The organism is Pseudoalteromonas sp. B62 (assembly GCF_037162565.1).
Taxonomy (GTDB): domain Bacteria; phylum Pseudomonadota; class Gammaproteobacteria; order Enterobacterales; family Alteromonadaceae; genus Pseudoalteromonas; species Pseudoalteromonas fuliginea.
The window spans coordinates 1,893,946-1,912,352 of the sequence record NZ_JARLVB010000002.1 but is presented as its reverse complement, the minus strand read 5'-3'; the positions used below and the strand labels follow the sequence as shown (position 1 = coordinate 1,912,352).

The following is an 18,407-nucleotide window of genomic DNA, read 5'->3' as shown; positions in this document are numbered from 1 at the left end:
AATGGCGCTATAATGCCAAAATTAGTGCTGAGTTACCATTGCGAGTAAGCATTTCACTCATGCCAAAAAACAACACTTTAATAACAAAAAAGCCTTCTTAAGTTAGAAGGCTTTTTTGTTCGTCAGTGGTTAACTACATTGTCAAAAATACAATCAAGCCAACACCTAGTAATAAGCGGTATATTACAAACGGCAGCATACCCATTCGCTCTATCACTTTCAAAAACATAAATATACATGCATAAGCTGATAGGAACGATAACCCCACACCTAGTAATAACGTGTTCCAATCTACAACATGATCGCCTAGCGCAAGCTCTACTGTGTAATATAGCCCCATCATAGAAATAATAGGAATTGCCAGTAAAAACGAAAAACGCGCTGCGCTTTGCTTATTCATTCCAAGCATTAAACCAGCAGTCATGGTAATACCTGAGCGAGAAGTTCCCGGGATCATTGCAACAGCTTGTGCAAAACCGATGAGAAGCGCTGTTTTCCAATTAAGTTGGTAAATAGTTTTAATTTGCTTACCTTTTGCATCGGCGTACCAAAGGAGTAAACCAAATACAATGGTCGTTGTGGCAATAACCCATGCACTGCGTAAATACAATTCAACTAAGTCTTTTAGCAGTAAGCCTAAAATAGCCGCTGGAACAGTGCCTAAAATAATCCACCAGCCTAACTTACTATCATCTGTAGTACCTTGTGCGCCAAATGATTTAAACCACCCAGTAAGTATATCGGCCACCTCTTTACGAAAATAAATAACGACCGCAATTAAAGTCCCAACGTGAACAGCGACATCAAATGCAAGTCCCTGATCTTCCCAGCCTAAAACTTGCGATGGTAAAATTAAATGCGCTGAACTCGATATAGGTAGAAACTCAGTAAACCCCTGAATGAGGGCTAAAATAATTATTTCAATAATACTCATGGGTTAGAAAACTCCACCTTCCATAATTTTTGTTGAGGGTTATTATACGCACTCCATAACTGAGCAATTGTTTGTTTAGCTACAGGGTGATAAAAATCAGGAGCAACCTCGCTCAGAGGCTGTAATACAAATGCATTTTTAGTTATTTCGTCACGAGGCAGTTGTGCAGGGCTTTGGCAAATTACATCGTCGTAAAACAGTAAATCTAAATCCAGTGTCCGAGGGCTAAATTTTTTGTCACTGGCAGTACGGCCATTATCACGTTCTATTTGCTTAAGTAGAGCGCATACATCAGCCAATGCCATGCTTGTTGTCGCTGCAACCACTGAGTTATAAAAATTATTACCAGCAAACCCCACCGCTTCACTCTCAAAAACAGACGAGTGAATAATTTTTTTAAAGTGGCTCTCAAGTGCGATTAATGCAGACTGCATGTGATGTACTTTATTTATATTTGACCCAAGGCTGATATAAATCTGCGCCATTTAGTTACTTACCTTAGCGCGTGTAATTTCAACACCTACAGTTTGCGCTTGCGCCACTGCTGCGGGTTTACTTACTTTAATTGTTACTTGTGGAGTATTAAATTCAGTCAAAATAATTTGCGCTAATTGTTCTACTAATGTTTCGAGTAATTCAACTGGTTTTGCAGTGCAGTGCTCAATAACTCGCTCACTTACTTTTGAGTAATCAAGTGCTAAATTAATATCGTCATTCGCAGCTGCGGGTTTAATATCACTCAGCATTTCAATATCAAAATAAAGGCTCTGTTTACTTTCTTTTTCAAAGTCGTACACTCCAATAATAGTGTCGACGTGCAATTGAGATATAAATACCTTGTCCATTGATACTCCAAATAACCAAAACGACTGAACTTGTTATATAAAGCATCAAAAAAATTAATGCTGTATATGCTTTAATCAGTGTTTAAATATGTAAAAAATCCTTCTACAATAACAAAATAGCTAGGTTAGCTAGTAATGAAAGAAGCATAATAATTTTTACGATAAATTTTGCCGCCAATAATAGCCCAAAAGCAATACCAATTGCATTAAATGTGGTTGGTATAACAATAAAAAAGTAAGGAAGCGTGTGTTAGCCATTTTGATATTTGTTTTAGCTTATTTACTCGGGTCAATTTCATCGGCCATATTGGTGTCACGACTATTCACCCTTCCAGATCCTCGAAGCCATGGTTCTAACAACCCAGGCGCAACTAATGTTTATAGATTGGGAGGTGCATTACCTGCTTGCTTAGTGTTAATTTTTGATATTTTAAAAGGGACGATTCCGGTCTGGGGCGCTTATTTTTTAAAGTTTGAGCCATTTGAGTTAGGTTTGATTGCAGTTGCTGCGTGTTTAGGGCATATGTATCCACTGTTTTTTAGTTTCAGAGGCGGTAAAGCAGTCGCTACAGCATTTGGGTCATTATTACCTATTGGTTTATCGCTGGCAGGTTTACTTATTTTTACGTGGTTAGTTATTATTGCAGTTACACGTTATTCATCACTTGCAGCATTAGTTACTGTCTCTTTAGCACCTTTGTATACTTGGCTAATAAAACCACTTTATACATTACCAGTCGCTTTTATTACGATCTTAATTATTTTTCGTCATCGCACTAATATTATTAGATTATTTAGTGGCGATGAACCAAAAGTGGGCACTAAAAAAACACCCACAGATGAAAATTAAAACATTTAATATATCGAGTATCAAATAGCTTCCAAGCTATCTATTGGCCAACGCGGTTTTGTTTTCATATCAAGCGTGGCAAATTGCCCTGCTTTTAAACGCTGCATACCCGCATAAGCAATCATTGCTCCATTGTCGGTACAAAACTCAGTACGAGGATAAAAAACCTCGCCTTTCATGCCCTTCATAACGCGCTCAAGCTGTAAACGAAGCTGTGTATTTGCACTTACTCCGCCTGCAATGACTAAACGTTTAATACCGGTTTGTTTAAGTGCTCGCTTACATTTAATAACAAGCGTATCAATAACTGCAGTTTGAAATGCATGCGCTATATCGGCTTTAGTTTGTTCGTCATCATCATTTTCACGAATAGTGATTGATGCAGCTGTTTTTAAACCACTAAAACTAAAATCAAGGCCTGGCTTATCAGTCATCGGACGAGGAAATACAAAGCGTTTAGCAACACCTTGTTCAGCCATTTTAGCTAAGCGCGGACCACCGGGGTAATCAAGACCAAGCAACTTAGCCGTTTTATCAAAAGCCTCACCTGCAGCATCATCAACCGACTCACCTAGTACTTCGTATTGTCCAATACCTGCTACTTTAACCATCATGGTATGACCGCCAGATACTAATAAAGCAATAAACGGAAACTCAGGGATATTTTCCTCAAGCATAGGGGCAAGTAAATGCCCTTCCATGTGATGAACCGCTACCGCAGGAATATCCCACCCGTATGCTAGAGAGCGGCCAATGGAGGTACCTACAAGTAGTGCGCCAACCAAGCCAGGTCCTGCAGTATAAGCAATACCATCTAAATCTTCGGGGCCACAACCAGCTTGCGCAAAAGCAGCATCTATAAGCGGTAGCGTTTTACGAACATGATCGCGTGATGCAAGCTCCGGCACTACACCGCCATAATCAGCGTGTACTTTTACTTGGCTATATAATTGATGAGCTAACAAGCCTTTTTTATCATCGTATATTGCTATACCCGTTTCATCACACGACGATTCAATGCCTAAAATTCGCACAGTATTTCTCCAGCCTTTTTAAATTATTACTAAACTATTTTTATAACGAAAGACCAATATTTGTTTGGCCATCTTCAAGGGCAAACTTTTTAAGTGCCTTTACGCTATCGGAGGTAATACGCCCCATATTCTCTACAAAATCAATTAGCTCACCCAATACTTCAATCTCGTATTGCATTAATGGATGCTCTCTAACGGCGGTATTATCTGCGATTTCACCTTCAACTGTCATTTGGTATTCAATAAAACGCGCAACGGTCGCTTGCGATATTTTGCTTACACTAATGAACTCTTGCTCGTCTTGCGCCATTAAACCGTGCATTAAGCTAAGTAACGACGTTGCTGCATCAATAGCTGGATACGTACCAAACATATCAAAATCAGCAAGTTCAGGAACATTTGGCTCTATTTTTTCAACTTGTTTCTCGAGATCTATTTTACTTTTAGGTAGTAATATTTTTTCCCAACAAACATTAAGCGAATTTCGTAATAAGGTTTCGTCACCAAACCCTGTTGCTTCGCTAAATAAACCGTAATTTGGCAGCATTCGCTCAATTAAAGCACTCGCTAAAACGGCTTTTTGTAAATAGTTTAGCTCTCTAATACGCTGAAAATTATTTGCTTTAGTCATTCTTTAATGTCTCACATGACCAACAAAAATCAAATGTTGATCCATTATGCTCATTACAGTTAGGGCATACCCAATCTGGAGCGGATTGTTTTACTTGTTGATAGTTTACCAATATTTGTCGCGCATGGCGCTCTTTTATCGCATAAACCTGCACGCTAGCTTGGGTTTGATCAAATGGGATTTCTCCCATTGCGCCTTGCAACATCTCTCCTTTAATTTGGCATTCAATACCACTTGTTTGTATTAAACCTTTAAGAATATTAGCTTCAAGGGTATTTTCGGCATTATAAATTGTTACCCATTGAAAAGAGCCTACTGTTTCGTTTGTATTATTAGTATTTTGCAATTTCCACCTCGTTTATTTTATGTATACAATATCTTGCGTTACGCTGTACAAATTAAAGCTAGTAATACCACTTAAGGATACATTATGACACTCACCACTCCAGGTTTACTTTTTCCTGCAATATCATTGTTATTACTTGCCTACACAAACCGATTTTTAGTATTAGCACAATTAATTCGGGAACTAAATGCACGAGAAGGAGAGTCAATTCGTCCCGTTGTCGTCGCGCAAATAACAAACTTGAGAAAGCGTATTAAGCTAATTAGAACTATGCAAGTATATGGTGTGGCATCATTTTTATTATGCACTTTATCCATGTTTGCACTATTTATTGAATTTAATACAGCGGGCATTATTTTATTTGGTGTTAGCTTAACTTGCTTAAGTTTATCGTTATTAACCTCTTTATTTGAAATCCACATATCATGTGATGCTATTGAAATAGAACTCCAAAGCATAGAAAACAAACCATTAAGCAACCGTGTTAATCGTAACTTTGTTAAATAAAAAGCTGATATGTGTCAATGTTCATTCAACTATTCGTAAATTGTGCTTAATCAATACCCTATTATGTGGCATACTTTTTTCTTAATTTAGAATGTTCGTCTTTACTAGAATATATAAAAAATTGATTACAAAGTCTTTTTTATGATTTACTTATCCCTAAAAAGGATACTAGGTAAGTAATAAATCATGAGTTTTAAGGCTAAAGGATAATACTTTTTAACAATTTACCTCTTTGATAAATATTAAAAGGGGGATATCCTGACCAAAATTTGTCATAAATTTGCAAACGCATTTAGATATTAAATTTTACTATTTTGTTTAGCTAAAAATTAATATAATTGATGTTCGCGGCATCCGCGACTTACTTATAAAAAGGGACTATAAAGTGAGATTTGAACAATTAGAACAATTTGTAGCACTCGGCATACTACGCCATTTCAGACAAGCAGCAGAACAAACCCAAATCAGCACCTCCGCACTTACGCGAAGTATTCAAACACTTGAGGATGAAATGGGATACGAACTAGTTAAACGTTCAACTCGTTCTGTAAAGCTAACTCAGCAAGGTGAGCTATTCCTTGATTACGCAAAAAACACTTTATCTGAGCTAGAGCTTACTAAAAAGCTTATTTTTCAATCCGTAAGTGGAAAAACAGGTGAGAGATTAATTATTGGTTACACCAATAAAGCAAGTAATGTTGTACCTATTTCTTGCGGGCAATTTTTAGCACAGTACCCACATGTAAAAATAGAAATGCAACTGCAAGAAGAACACGAACTGAGCCGAAAGCTTCAACTAGGTGAAATTGATATTAGCGTATATTCACAAGCGATTAATAGTATTGGCAGTGATATACATTTACCAGATCAACTCATTTTATTCGTATCTAAAAATCACCCATTAGCTCAAAAAAATGACATTAGTAAGCACGACCTTGATAGCTACCCGATGTATGGTTGCTTTTCGCAATCAAAACAAGTTCAAACAATGCTAAATGAAGCAATTGACTCTTTAAATAAGTCATCAAGCATTAAAGTGGGTAGTATTGAACAGGTCATAGCTGGTTTAGAAAAGTCAGACCACTTTGCTATTGCTAGCATAGAGCATACGAATGCTGTAGCTGAGCACTCTGAGTTAATTCAGCTAAAAACAAATAAGAGTTTAAGCCACGAACAGTTAGTCGTACAAACAAACAAACAGACAGCTGTTAATGAACATATAGATCAACTGTTATCTCTCATTAAAAAAGCCGCAACGACAATCAACTAACCTCGTTTTGTCTTGAGATAAGTGCGACACAAAGTGATAGCTTTTAACTTCTTTTGAGCTACACTGTCGCACCTTCAAAAAATGACCCACTTGAATGATTAACTTTTCAGCCGACGATACTTATTTAAATGATATCGAAGAGCTTGGCTACACTGTTATACCTAATGCTATAAATGAAGAGCTTATTATTGATTTAATGGCTGACTGTTATCGTATAAATCCTCAATTTAGCCTCGCTGGTATTGGCCGTTTAAATAATTTGCAAATTGACGATACTATCCGCAAAGATAAGACCTTTTGGTTTGATGGTACCTCACAAGCGCAATTAACTTATCAAGCGACTATGGAAAGTATTCGTACAACGCTTAACCGTACTTTTTTCATGGGCTTATTTGACTATGAATGTCACTATGCAAAATATACTGAAGGTGATTTTTATAAAAAACACGTTGATGCTTTTAAAGGCCGCTCAAACAGAGTTTTTACCAGTGTGCTTTACCTAAATACTCCTGCACAAGGTGGTGAACTCGTTGTCTACAAAACCAAAAGCAAAGAAATTGAAATAATAATAAAACCTCAAGCCGGTACATTGGTTTTATTTGAAAGTGAGCGTTTTGTACATGAGGTATTGCCAGCCATAGATAATCGTTATTCAATTGCTGGGTGGTTTAGAAAAAACGCATCTATCAGCGGCATTATTGATCCGCCTCGCTAAAGATGACTCAAACTAAATAGCCATTGGATACGAAAACAATAAACCTATAAAAATAGCTAATCCAACATAGTGATTATTTAAAAATGCTTTAAAACATGCCCCGCGCTCACGTTTGTGGATAAGTGTTTGCTGATAAAACAACAAACCAGCAGCGACACTTAATCCAACTCCAAATGCAGTTGATAGTTCATTAATAAAACCTATAAAAGCTACTATAACTACAAAGGTCATATTAAGGAAAAAAATGATGTGACGATCGTATTCACCAAACAAAATAGCCGTCGATTTAACGCCTATTTTTAAATCATCATCTCTGTCTACCATTGCATACATTGTGTCGTAGGCTACCGTCCAGCAAATATTAGCAATAAATAATAACCAAGCCTGTAAAGGAAGTGCATTTATCGAAGCCATATAAGCCATCGGTATTGCCCAGCCAAATGCTGCCCCGAGTACAACTTGAGGTAACTGTGTGTAGCGCTTCATAAACGGATAACAAAAGGCTAATGCCAACGCACCAAAAGAAAGTAAAATAGTATTAAAACTGAGTATCAACACTAAAATAAATGCTATGACTATTAATAGTAAAAACAAACTAAGTGCTTCACCACTGCTAACCAGCCCCGAAGCCAATGGACGCTGGGCGGTCCGCTTTACTGAGCCATCTATCTCTCTATCAGCAAAATCATTTATTACGCAACCTGCACTTCGCATAACGATAACGCCAAGCGTAAATACAACAAAGTTGACTAAGCTAGGCATTCCATCATTAGCAAGCCATAAAGCCCAATAGGTTGGCCAAAGTAACAATAGTGTTCCAATTGGTTTATCTACACGCATAAGTTGTATGTAATAAGGGAGATGCTGTGACTTTAAGGTTGCTAGCTTCATGAGTAAAGGTACGCTCCAGGTAAAAACACTTCACAGACCAAAAAATTGTAATCTTTAAGCGAAAATACGCTACGTCGGCCTAACAACTTTTGTATTGGTAAGTTTAGTTGTAATGCTAATTGCTGTATCGGGTGCTCTGTATCAAAACGAGCGACTTCTATCTCTTTGCGCACGAGCTCTGGATTTTGAAAAATAACATCGCCTAATGGGCGATCCCCCATATTATGCAGAGGGTTTTTTGGTTGATTTGATAATTGATTATCTGGCAGCCAGCTTTGTGCATATACCATGGGAATATTATCGCACAATAAAAGTACTTCTCGGTTTAATGCCGTTGAGGCTTCGCAGCCAAGCAATGCTTTTTGCTCAAGTGTTAAATCAAAAATTTTTTCACTGAGCACTTTTACGCTAAATACTTGCGCCCTGCTTTTTAATTTAACTGTTAAGGAATGTGGCTCAAAAAGCCACTCACGTTCAGAGGATGATAAATCACTTACTTGTGATGTGCATTGCCAATTGACTAATAACGAAATAGGGAAAGTAATCACGATAACTCTATTAAATAAAATCCAACGCGATAATAACATTGCCAAAGCATTTGAAAAAGTGATCATTCATTATCGTAAATAACGAGGGCGTGTTGACCTTGCAAGATGGAAAATGGTTCGACTTAGGGAGGATTTAATCGCAGCGCGAGATAATAAGCGAAACAATTCGTTCAAAATATCTTTTTTAGTCCATAAGTTAAACCGCCTCCATATGGCACTCCATGCACCAAAGTAAGAAGTCAGATCTCGCCATGGAATATCTGTGCACAGATTATAATGCTTTCAAGCGTTTTTCTATGATCAAACTGATTATAAATTAGACCACTTAAGCACATTACTTTTGATAAGATATCCATGACGCCTGTGAACATTAATCTTGGTATTAAGATTAGGTGTATCGTTTTCTAGCGAGTTCAATTATGCCTTTCTTTCATGCTATTTATTTTCATACCTCAAAGTTCAGCGCGCTCTAGTATAAATAGCTCGACTCAATAGGGTGTATTAACCGAATTTACTGCCAACTCACACGTAAATCTAGTGCTTCCCCTATACTCGAAGAACAAGGACCAAAAACGGCATAGTCGCCAATAATTCTCATAAATTTAGCCTGACGGCTCCTTGGCAGCGTTGATAAATCGAGTATAGTATTAAGGCCATAAGGTTGCCCCTCTTCGACAAATTCATCTACGACAAGCTCATTAACCTCATCGCCATAAATTCCATTATCGTTGAGGTCAATCCAGACTTTCCATGAGGTAGATCGCTCTGTTACTTCAGTATCTCCTTGAATATTAATGATAGTATTGCTGGGATCTATTAGCTCTATAGGCATTTGGGTATAGTCCCATGCTGTTGAACTATAATTAATGTTGTTACCACCAATTAAAACATGAGTGATGTGCTTATCGACGCTAGCTGAGTTTATTGAACAATACTCATCTGTTACCTGAATAAGCCGCTCAAAGGTATCCTGATCATCGGATTGATCAGTTACTGTCAACTTAACTGGGTAGCTTCCAGATTCTGCGAAGATATGCTCGGGGCTTGCTTCTGTTGAAGTTTGGCCGTCTCCAAAATCCCATAACCATTGAACTACTTGACTCGTTGAGCGGCTATCATCGGTAAACTGAGTGCGTAATTTAATTTTCTCTGCATTAAAATAGCTAAGCACGCCTTGGTCAAAAAGTTTTATTTTTACCACCTTAAAAGCTTCAACAACATCTTCTTCAGATAAGCCAGCTATACCTGCTTGCTGTTTAATACATTCAGCAGCTTCAGTTAGTGTGGTCAACGCACTCCAACAGACCTTCGCTGAATTTAAATACACTTTATAGGTAGGCTCTATTCCCCATTGATTTGATAGTAAATAAAATGGGTAGGTGATCATACCAATGCGTAAATAGAAATTATCACCAGCCTCTTCATAATCAAGAAAGCTATCAATTGCACCATTTTCAGTTTTTATCTGATCGAGATGACGAATAAAGCCGCCATTCTCTTGGCCGTGAATCCAATTATCTGAATGTCCCGTAAACTCGTATTTTGCCATTACACCTGAGATATCGCCAAAGGCTTCATGCAAGGTACGAGCATCAGTACTAATTTCATGATCGAATCGATTTAAATCAGATATTCTATTTAAAACTCCATGGCCTACTTCGTGCGCAATGATGTCAAGTGAAGCCATTGAGTAAAATAATGGATACGCATCACCAAAGTTGGCATATGCGCCATCCCAAAAGGCGCTTTGTTCATATTGTTGACCATAGTGGACACGGATTCTAATTTTGTCCTCCAGTGGCGGCTCCCCTAGGTATTTAACAAAGCTATTGTAAACTAGTGTGCCGTAAAACATGGCGTCATTTAGCGTTGAATACGTCCAAACCCCAGTCTCATCAGAAATCATATCTTCGGAATGTGTTGGCTGCGTACCACATAAAAAGGAATAAGGAGGGAAGGCATTCTCATTAATATCGTTAGGGAGTTCGTTACGATTATAACTCTCCCCAACTTCATCCTTAGTATTATTCATATGCGTAATACTAACTAAACCATTATCAAAAATACATAATCCACCTTGATCTTCTGTGCGTTGAATTGAAATTTTCTTGCGACCAACGCCATAATCCCAAGTGTGAACTTTATTTCCACCAGGCCCCGATAATTCAGCATTACCGATGAAATCATGAAAGGGAATAAGGGTACCTTTCGTGGCCTGTCCAATGGTGTTTACCGGCAAAAGAAGTAACGCATTGGTATTTTCAGGTATACTTGTATCCTCTGGAATATTAAGATCGTAAACCGATTTTTTCATAGTTTTTAACCAAGCATCACCCTGTTTATTTCCTTGCTCATCTACCCAATAAGCCCATACAGACTCAACTCTAGCGGGGTCACTATCAATAACTTCAGGCGCGACAATAGTTACGCTGCCAGATAGTTTGCCAATAGAACTATCTTGATCACGAAAAAACGCATGTAATATTTGATTTGTTGGTACTTCAGTAACAGAGTTTAGCGGTTCTTCAATTGGCGGTAGTTTTATCTCAGGAGAGCCAGAGCTGCCGCCCCCACACGAAACGAGGAATAAAGTAATAAATATAGAGGTGAATTGTTTAAATCGAATAAGATTTAATTGGATGAGATTTGTCGGCAATAAAAGTGATTTAAAAAAAGTCATTGGCTATCCTTAGTCGATGGGCATATAAAAAGACATTATAAATCAATGAAATATGAGTTAACTTTAGCTTTTTATCATTAAGTTTACACTCTAGAACAAATACGCTATTTTTTCAATTTATTAGGCTAAATTATAGACTGTAGTGTGTAAGTAACTTGAGGTTTCAATTAGCCTGTTTTTCATCCAAAGTTCAGGTTAAATAACCCCATTAGTTAAAGAGCAATCTAACTAATGTGGCTAGACAACGGGTTAAGACCGTGCAGTATCGCAGATATTCTTCCAAATATTTGTTCAACTAGTCAACGTTCGCTATCGCAGACTCAATACGGCTTTCGCAAAGAGTTGTTCCGGGCAAAATTGCACAATACTCGCCAGCTTGCTCAAGTCCGATACGTTGAGTATTACGTGCAGTAATACGCGCTGCTAGTTGCTCGATTTCAAGCGGCTCTTCAGATACCGCTTTAAACGCACTCAACCTCTCTATCTCGTCATAAACTAAATCTTGATAGCTTCTGAGCCTTGCGGACAGCGCAATATAGCGCTCAGATATTGCAGCTTGACCAGCATAGGCTAAGTCATAATGGCCAGAATCCTCGTAACTTTCGACTTCATACTTTAAAATATTTAAATGTTCGTCTTTAAGATCATCAACATAGTCACCACCATCAAATAAATAGCTAAACAAATTATCGGCATACGTTATACAAGGAGTTAGATTATCGGTTTTACAATGCATAGTGCCATTTTTACTTAGCCCTGCTAGTTCTGGCGTCATACCACCATCGGTGTTCACCTGAATAGTATATACAGCATCTTTGGTAGCTTCTTGAAATACTTTAGTTTTAGTAAAAGTCTTACTAAAAAAAGAAACTTCACTTTGATTTTAGTCTGAAACCATTCGTATTTAGCGCGATCTTTAAAATGGAGTTTGGCTGTTACATAGATACGCGAGCCGAGTTTGATATTGTGGATAAAGCTGTCACCACAGCGGCTTCTTACTTGATTTGGATCTGTATTTAGTAGCCCTTGAATAGCCATTTTAGTCGTTCTATTTTCAAAGTTATAACTTCCTTTTTCATAGGTTAATTCTACTGCCGAGGCGGCAGAATTTCTATTTTTTGTTACTTTCCTGCGCATGGAAAATTTGGCTGAACCTCCAAAAATAACCAAGTTGATACCAGCCTTTACGCTGCCTGTGATGGTATTGATCATGGTATCTGAGTCAAAGTCGCCACGATAAGCCAAATCGCCCATACTACCGCCTTGAAATTGCCACTGACCATCGAGGCATGGTTCAAGCGGTATGCCTAATTTCTGCTCAAACCCGTGTCCAAGCTGTTCTTGTTCGGTATTTAAAGAGTAATAGGTATGTCCATTTGCGTAAAAGCTTAACAGGCCACAGAGCACTATTAATATGGTTATTAAGTGCATACATAAATTCCTGTAAATGGTTTGCAGAGGCAAAGGGCGAGGAAGCAATAACTCAATATTCGATTGTTTATTACTTACCACGTCCCAATTTTACTAATTGAATCTTAGCATTTTTTATTACTCGCTAATTTTCAAAAGCAGCTCCATAGGTTGGAAGGGCTGATTTACATGGTAGCCATGCCATCACACCCGCAGCGGGGTCATTAGCATCAACAAATGATGGTGCCCAACCTAATTGTCTAAACCCAAGCGATACATGGTTTTCTTCAATACCAAAGTTCGCGGTTGCCTCTCGAGCATTTTCGCATTTGAAATATTGGCTCATGTTATCCGCTGGTATATTCAGATCAGCAAGCGTGTAGCTTTGTATGCAGCCGACACCGCTACCACCACAGGTGTTGAGGTAATCATTCCATGCATCTGAACATGCTGCCCCATAAGGGTTATCGCGACAAACCCGGGCATATTGCTCATAAATCCAAGCGTTATTGTAAGCGGCTTCCTGCACGCTTTCTGCTTTTTGACGTTGTACATCAGTCATCCAGCTAGCGTATTGTGCAAGCACACCACGAGCACGGTGCTCATGATTAACCGACTTTTTGAATTGATCTTCAAGCCATAAAGTACGGTAGGTAGTTTCAAAGCGAATATCTTTATTACCGGAGTCTAAGCGACGTAAATCCTGTGAACTGATCTCGTAAGGAGTCGCTTTGTAACGCACAACATTATAATCAGAGAGTGCATTAAACTGATTGCCAAAGTCGTTCTTCGCATAGTTCACCGCTTGCTCAAATAAGGTAAAGCAAGGCTCATAGTTATCAAGTGAACAAGTGATAATATTGTTAGGAATTATACTTAGCAGCTGCTTAGGATCCCCCCTTTTTGCAATGCTCTGACGGTGATACGCACACTTTTCTTAAGATCTTCGTCAATATAATTAAGCTTACCATCGACGCTAATACCAATATTTCCTGCGCCATAGCTAACGCCTAAATAACCGCCAATTTCACTTTTGTGCTGCTCACTTAAGTACTCAATTTTCATGTTAATAAGTAACTGAGCACCGTATTCAATCTCACTAATAAAGGCATCACCAGCCATGCTCATTAGTTTACTTTGATACTCATTTGCTAGCGTATTACCTGAAGGTGTCAATGTATAACCAATATTGGCATCTGTTGGCATAAGAACACGTTTTTTGGGTGTCAACGATGCTTGGAAGGTATAAGTATTCGAAAACTCAGTAGAGGACATTTCCTTGGCTAAATGACCACCCGCTTTAATACGAATAACAGGAAAGCCAACATCTACATCAACATTACCATTTAGCTGACGAAGAACTGCGTCGTAGCTGCCATTATTTATTAATTCAAATTGCACACGAGTATTACCAAGGGTTTCAATGGTTTCACCTGCGACAGTTTGAACATTCAAAAAGCGTTTTTGATCGCTGTTATAGGCTGTACCCAACACAATGTGATCGTTCACCAATCCAGGTATTTCACTTTGGAAGGTATTCACATTGAGTGCTTTTTGCATTAGCTGTGCTTCATTCACAAAATTTGAATCTGCGAATGCGAAAGGTGTAGTGCAGGCAATAAGTGCCGCGATAGTCTGTTTGTATAAGTTCATGTTGCCACCTATTACTTCACGTAAAGGAGGTAATCTTCTACCTCTCCGGAGTCTACTTCTTTACATGCATCATTGCTGCCACCCAAGTAATCCATGGTAACGCGCATTTTCGTCATGCCCTTTTTTGCACCTGTTGGTGGGGTAATTTCGACCTGAGTTGCTTGCTCAGAAACACCAGCAAACAAGGTTTCTTTTGTATCATTGAAATCACCGTCTTGGTTCCAATCAATAAACACATGCCAAGTTTCAGGGTATGCTTCTGCACTACTAAATCCCGGGGTTAATGTTAACTGGTAGCTTTTATCTGCATATATTTTCGCGGTATCGCCAACATAGTTACTGTAAAAGGTGTTGCTGCTGGTGTTATCAATATTGGAAAATTTCACCGATTGGATGAATTCGTAGGTTCGCTCACGAGACTTTGTCGTACAGTAGTTTGGCATTGTAGGGGTGACCATAACAGCACTGATCCGATAGTCAGACGGGATCTGAAAACAAGAGGTAGTTGGTAATTTACCCGCAAACCAGTTCTTAGGATTCGCATTATCTTCGTCACCAAAGGTGAGGTATTTAGCATCTCCCCTAAGGGTATTATTTTCGTATAGCATCACTTTTTTAAGATCCGCTATTTTCTCATCGTTTGGAATGGGGGTTGTGGGGTCGAAAATATTATCAGAGACCTCAACCAATAATCCTGAATAGCACTTTTCCAACCATTGAAAGCGACCTAACGCTTGCTGTGGTGTGAGTACATCTCGAGATTCAAATAAAGTCGTATTCGCTTGTACTGATGGCACTATTATGGCAGCAAACGAGGTAATTAATGTGCTGGTTAGCATGACTTTTAACATAGTCTTATTCCTTATAATTCTAGCCATTTACGGTCATATTGATGAACGCGGCCACGAGTCTGTAGCTCTCTATCACGGCAATAATTGCCTATTGGATTACGCTTACAAAAATCAACGGCGTCCGCCAAAATAAAAGAGTTAAAGAGTGAATTATCGCGAATGGTTTCTAATGCAGTTCGATGTGAGTTATTCAACTCACTGGCGTAGTAATTGAGTACGTTATCCGCACGACGATTATCGAGAATTGCCTGCACCCAATCATCACTCATGTTTTTGAGCGCCAATTTAGTCAAGATGCTTTTAGCTGGGTACACATCATCAGGTACTAATGGAGATAGACTTGGCCCTGAATCGGTGTAACTTTGTGTCAATACTCTACCGACGTTATATTTATCCAAGGTATCAAACTGAGCAACGTAGTTGGTTTTGATGTAATCGATGCTGTTTTTAAAAACATCAAAGCATGGTGTCGGGTTTTCCATCGTACAGTTGACGAGTTGATTTGGGATCACCTTCAAAAGCTCTATCGGGTCGCCACCAAACTGTAATGCTGAAACCGTAATTTTGATATTACGTTTCACGTCTTCGTCTACTTTTTGCAATTTACCACTGACATTGACTTTACCAGCCCAATCTACACCAAGCTGTCCCCCCATTTTACTTTGTCTTCGTCATTTTTATATTGGAACTTGAGGTTGATCATCACTTGAGATCCATATTCAATCGCTGACACGAACTCATTACCAATATTATTGAATTTGTCTCCTGGATTAGCATTGGCCAAATCAAGCGCGGCTTGTGTAGGTTTAAACCCTGTTTGAGGATCTGCAACTAACAGCCGTTTTTTTGGCTTTAAGGAGAGAAATAGTGTGTAAGTACCGGTGTAGTTATCTGCAGTATTTTGTTTTGCGTAGCTTGCGCCAACCCCCACTTTTATTACGGGGACATCAAGGGCCGCTCCTAAGTTACCATCAAGCATACTCGATAGTTGGCTATAACTCATGTCAACACCGACAACAAAATCCATTTCAGTATTACCATAGGTTTCATCTACTTGACCAAGTACACTTTGCAGTGCATAAAAACCTTCTTTTTCACTGTGGTAAGCGGTACCTAGCGTGACTGAATCTAAGTCAGAGTTACTTGCTTGAGTAGCAAAGTTAAAATTGCCTATTTGCTCAGCTGCGGTTGAAAAACTACAGGCAAAAAAACCGCTACCCCCATGGCACGTGCCAATGGAGAATATGTAAATTTCATATTTAATTCCTTACAGAGAAGTATGGCCTTTCGAATAGAAAGGCCTAGTGGCCTGATTAATCCAAACTATTGATATAGTCAGTTTTCCACTTTTCAGGAAGGCGTTGAAGAATCTCTTCTTCTGACATGCGAATATTCTGATCTTTGTAGTTCAATTCGTCTTGAGTAGCCAAATCCCCTACCGCCATGCCGTTTGCAAACATTGCAAAATTACGAGACTCAGCGAATTTCGAATTTTCTGTAGGCGCCAGTTTCAAATTGTAGATTTTGTCTTTGTACTTCTCTTTTGTTACATTAGTAACAAGCACAGAACCTGTTTCCGTAAGAATACGATCACCTATTTGCAGTTCTTTCGCCCAAATAAGACCTTTATTAGAGGTAGAAATTGGGTGGGTTTCAGTTGTTAAGATATCAGAGCCATCAGCGCCTTTTATGCGATACATCTTAATCGCTTCAATTCCTACTGACACATCAATAACTTGCATAGGTTCTTTAACTTGAGTATTCGAAGCTAGTGCACCTAACACCAAATCGCCTTTCGCAATATCTTCAATAGCGCGTTGCTTGCCATCGGCCATAGTGATCATTGTGCCGGTTGCTAAACAACTGTAACCAAGCTTCATCATAGGCAACACTTCACTATAAAAGTTACCAAAACGCGCTGATGTCTCTGACGTTAACGATACTTGGAATGCATTCGCGCCACCACGTCCCTTTTTAAAGTACGGATAACCTTTAACAGCAAATGTCATATACCAGTTTGCTTGGGCGATATTCGAGAAAAGTTTGGCATTGCCAAAACGACCTTCTGAACGCGGGATGTTCCAGCGGATGATCGACTCTTGGTTTGCACTATCAACTTCAAATTCTAAATAGTCAGAAAATTGTTTAACTGCATTTTCGAGTCCTTTGTAGCTTTGCTTTGTCGCGCCACCATAGATACCTTCTTGTAAATAGATATTTGTTGGCTCATCTATACCGTTTGGTAAATCACCTATAGTTGGATAAATATCAGTGATCTCGTGAGGAATGCGTAATTCACCGTTGAATGGGATGTTTACATCCGTAATTTCGTTAGGATCTCCAATTTGATCTGCTGCGTAGTCACAGTCTGCATGACTACGGTTTAGACAGATTTTAATAACAGCATCATTGTTTTTATCGATAGGTGCAGTTGCATTATATTTTGGACGTGTGTCCAATGATGAACTGATCCCAACGTTAAGTGCAGATACTGGAGCGTCGCCCTTTGCAGCTGGTGAAGCTGAGCCATAAAGTGCTTCAAAATGCTCCCATGAGAAGGGGTATTCAGTATACTTCATCGTTGTACTGATGGTGCCATCTTCTTGCTCAAGTTCCACATATGAACTGGCATAAATGGTATCTAAATTTGGGAAGTTTGCCTTCAATGATTTCAGTGAAATAGTCGAAGTTGCAAGCGTGTCTTTGCCATACAACACATTAAATGTAGAGCCCAAAGGAGCAAGCTGATTGCCGTTTGCATCTTCTAATAATAAGTCGATGTAAGTCGCTTTTGTACCGCCAAAACGTGAGCTTTTTGCACGTACAATAATATATGGCTCGTTTGTATCTGATGAAATGGCTAAGTTCATATCCAAGAAGAAATGCGCTTCTTTGATGATATCGACTTCAGCTTCACTAACCGGTGGCACTTCAGACGTTGTCATGTTCATTTTTGCTGATAAATGCTGTCCTTTAGCTACATCTAGCGTTTTATGTAGTTGCGGATAATCACTCTCAATACGATTTGCTTTTATCAATCGTGACTTTGCCAATTGATAGTGCTGTGGATTTGACATATCTAGCTTGCGGATCCCAAATTGATCCGGCTGTGTTACCGCTGTGCCCTTCGTTGCTGCAGGCCCAGACTTCTGTTTTGACGCGGTGGTAACTTGTTGTTCATTAATATAGTTGCTAGCAGCTACCGCGTTACTGATTGCTAAAGCGATTGCAAGCGGCATGAG

22 protein-coding genes are annotated in these 18,407 nt (G+C 38.9%); 4 read left to right on the top strand and 18 right to left on the bottom strand.

What is annotated here, in order from left to right:
• Nucleotides 1–133: 133 nt before the first annotated feature.
• From P4S71_RS13070 to folB, 3 genes are read right to left on the bottom strand one after another with little or no spacing between them, the layout of a single operon-like run.
• A complete protein-coding gene (locus P4S71_RS13070; RefSeq protein ID WP_007377856.1) occupies nt 134–934 on the bottom strand; it encodes an undecaprenyl-diphosphate phosphatase in 801 nt (266 codons plus the stop codon).
• A complete protein-coding gene (gene folK, locus P4S71_RS13065; RefSeq protein ID WP_033040089.1) occupies nt 931–1,419 on the bottom strand; it encodes a 2-amino-4-hydroxy-6-hydroxymethyldihydropteridine diphosphokinase in 489 nt (162 codons plus the stop codon). The genes P4S71_RS13070 and folK overlap by 4 nt, the downstream gene beginning before the upstream one ends.
• Nucleotides 1,420–1,779, bottom strand: a complete 360-nt coding sequence (gene folB, locus P4S71_RS13060; RefSeq protein WP_033030921.1) for a dihydroneopterin aldolase — start codon at nt 1,777–1,779, stop codon at nt 1,420–1,422.
• Nucleotides 1,780–2,026: 247 nt separating this feature from the next.
• Between folB and plsY the strand changes: the two genes are divergently transcribed.
• Nucleotides 2,027–2,629, top strand: coding sequence for a glycerol-3-phosphate 1-O-acyltransferase PlsY (gene plsY, locus P4S71_RS13055; RefSeq protein ID WP_337119937.1), 603 nt, complete (start codon nt 2,027–2,029; stop codon nt 2,627–2,629).
• Between the two features lie 20 nt (nt 2,630–2,649).
• Here the strand turns inward: plsY and tsaD are convergent, their stop codons facing one another.
• The 3 genes from tsaD to P4S71_RS13040 are packed head-to-tail and all read right to left on the bottom strand — an operon-like array spanning nt 2,650 to nt 4,640.
• Nucleotides 2,650–3,663, bottom strand: a complete 1,014-nt coding sequence (gene tsaD / locus P4S71_RS13050; RefSeq protein ID WP_337119935.1) for a tRNA (adenosine(37)-N6)-threonylcarbamoyltransferase complex transferase subunit TsaD — start codon at nt 3,661–3,663, stop codon at nt 2,650–2,652.
• 40 nt (nt 3,664–3,703) lie between these two features.
• The gene (locus P4S71_RS13045) at nt 3,704–4,294 is read right to left on the bottom strand and encodes a YjaG family protein (RefSeq protein ID WP_008134889.1); all 591 of its coding nucleotides are present in this window, start codon (nt 4,292–4,294) and stop codon (nt 3,704–3,706) included.
• Nucleotides 4,287–4,640, bottom strand: coding sequence for a putative signal transducing protein (locus P4S71_RS13040; protein WP_008134890.1), 354 nt, complete (start codon nt 4,638–4,640; stop codon nt 4,287–4,289). The genes P4S71_RS13045 and P4S71_RS13040 overlap by 8 nt, the downstream gene beginning before the upstream one ends.
• An 84-nt stretch (nt 4,641–4,724) precedes the next feature.
• Between P4S71_RS13040 and P4S71_RS13035 the strand changes: the two genes are divergently transcribed.
• From P4S71_RS13035 to P4S71_RS13025, 3 genes are all read left to right on the top strand, one after another.
• A complete protein-coding gene (locus P4S71_RS13035; protein ID WP_007377863.1) occupies nt 4,725–5,147 on the top strand; it encodes a DUF2721 domain-containing protein in 423 nt (140 codons plus the stop codon).
• Between the two features lie 385 nt (nt 5,148–5,532).
• Complete coding sequence (locus P4S71_RS13030; RefSeq protein WP_096792588.1) at nt 5,533–6,417, top strand: LysR family transcriptional regulator; 885 nt, start codon at nt 5,533–5,535, stop codon at nt 6,415–6,417.
• Between the two features lie 94 nt (nt 6,418–6,511).
• On the top strand, nt 6,512–7,132 hold the full coding sequence (locus P4S71_RS13025; protein ID WP_007377865.1) for a 2OG-Fe(II) oxygenase: 621 nt from the start codon (nt 6,512–6,514) through the stop codon (nt 7,130–7,132).
• A gap of 12 nt (nt 7,133–7,144) precedes the next feature.
• Here the strand turns inward: P4S71_RS13025 and ubiA are convergent, their stop codons facing one another.
• The 12 genes from ubiA to P4S71_RS12970 form a co-directional block, all read right to left on the bottom strand.
• On the bottom strand, nt 7,145–8,023 hold the full coding sequence (gene ubiA / locus P4S71_RS13020) for a 4-hydroxybenzoate octaprenyltransferase (RefSeq protein WP_007377866.1): 879 nt from the start codon (nt 8,021–8,023) through the stop codon (nt 7,145–7,147).
• Nucleotides 8,020–8,571, bottom strand: a complete 552-nt coding sequence (locus P4S71_RS13015) for a chorismate--pyruvate lyase family protein (protein WP_033030935.1) — start codon at nt 8,569–8,571, stop codon at nt 8,020–8,022. Before P4S71_RS13015 ends, ubiA begins: the two co-directional genes overlap by 4 nt.
• Before the next feature lie 69 nt (nt 8,572–8,640).
• Nucleotides 8,641–8,841 (bottom strand): transposase, encoded by a 201-nt coding sequence (locus tag P4S71_RS23150; RefSeq protein WP_083829645.1) that lies wholly within the window; start codon nt 8,839–8,841, stop codon nt 8,641–8,643.
• A 241-nt stretch (nt 8,842–9,082) separates the two neighbouring features.
• The gene (locus tag P4S71_RS13010; protein WP_337150817.1) at nt 9,083–11,251 is read right to left on the bottom strand and encodes a PKD domain-containing protein; all 2,169 of its coding nucleotides are present in this window, start codon (nt 11,249–11,251) and stop codon (nt 9,083–9,085) included.
• A 295-nt stretch (nt 11,252–11,546) separates the two neighbouring features.
• The gene (locus P4S71_RS13005) at nt 11,547–12,026 is read right to left on the bottom strand and encodes a hypothetical protein (protein ID WP_337119930.1); all 480 of its coding nucleotides are present in this window, start codon (nt 12,024–12,026) and stop codon (nt 11,547–11,549) included.
• 14 nt (nt 12,027–12,040) lie between these two features.
• On the bottom strand, nt 12,041–12,682 hold the full coding sequence (locus P4S71_RS13000) for a hypothetical protein (protein ID WP_337150816.1): 642 nt from the start codon (nt 12,680–12,682) through the stop codon (nt 12,041–12,043).
• Nucleotides 12,683–12,806: 124 nt separating this feature from the next.
• Nucleotides 12,807–13,463 (bottom strand): hypothetical protein, encoded by a 657-nt coding sequence (locus P4S71_RS12995; protein ID WP_232525507.1) that lies wholly within the window; start codon nt 13,461–13,463, stop codon nt 12,807–12,809.
• 74 nt (nt 13,464–13,537) lie between these two features.
• Nucleotides 13,538–14,314: a hypothetical protein gene (locus P4S71_RS12990; RefSeq protein WP_232525506.1), complete on the bottom strand. Its 777-nt coding sequence runs from the start codon at nt 14,312–14,314 to the stop codon at nt 13,538–13,540.
• Nucleotides 14,315–14,325: 11 nt separating this feature from the next.
• Nucleotides 14,326–15,153 (bottom strand): GEVED domain-containing protein, encoded by an 828-nt coding sequence (locus tag P4S71_RS12985; RefSeq protein WP_337150815.1) that lies wholly within the window; start codon nt 15,151–15,153, stop codon nt 14,326–14,328.
• Between the two features lie 23 nt (nt 15,154–15,176).
• Nucleotides 15,177–15,821, bottom strand: a complete 645-nt coding sequence (locus P4S71_RS12980) for a hypothetical protein (RefSeq protein ID WP_232525505.1) — start codon at nt 15,819–15,821, stop codon at nt 15,177–15,179.
• Nucleotides 15,800–16,192 carry a hypothetical protein gene (locus P4S71_RS12975; protein WP_337150814.1) on the bottom strand — a complete coding sequence of 131 codons (393 nt, stop codon included), beginning with the start codon at nt 16,190–16,192 and terminating at the stop codon, nt 15,800–15,802. The genes P4S71_RS12980 and P4S71_RS12975 overlap by 22 nt, the downstream gene beginning before the upstream one ends.
• A gap of 286 nt (nt 16,193–16,478) precedes the next feature.
• Nucleotides 16,479–18,404 (bottom strand): Hint domain-containing protein, encoded by a 1,926-nt coding sequence (locus tag P4S71_RS12970; RefSeq protein WP_232525503.1) that lies wholly within the window; start codon nt 18,402–18,404, stop codon nt 16,479–16,481.
• Nucleotides 18,405–18,407: the final 3 nt, after the last annotated feature.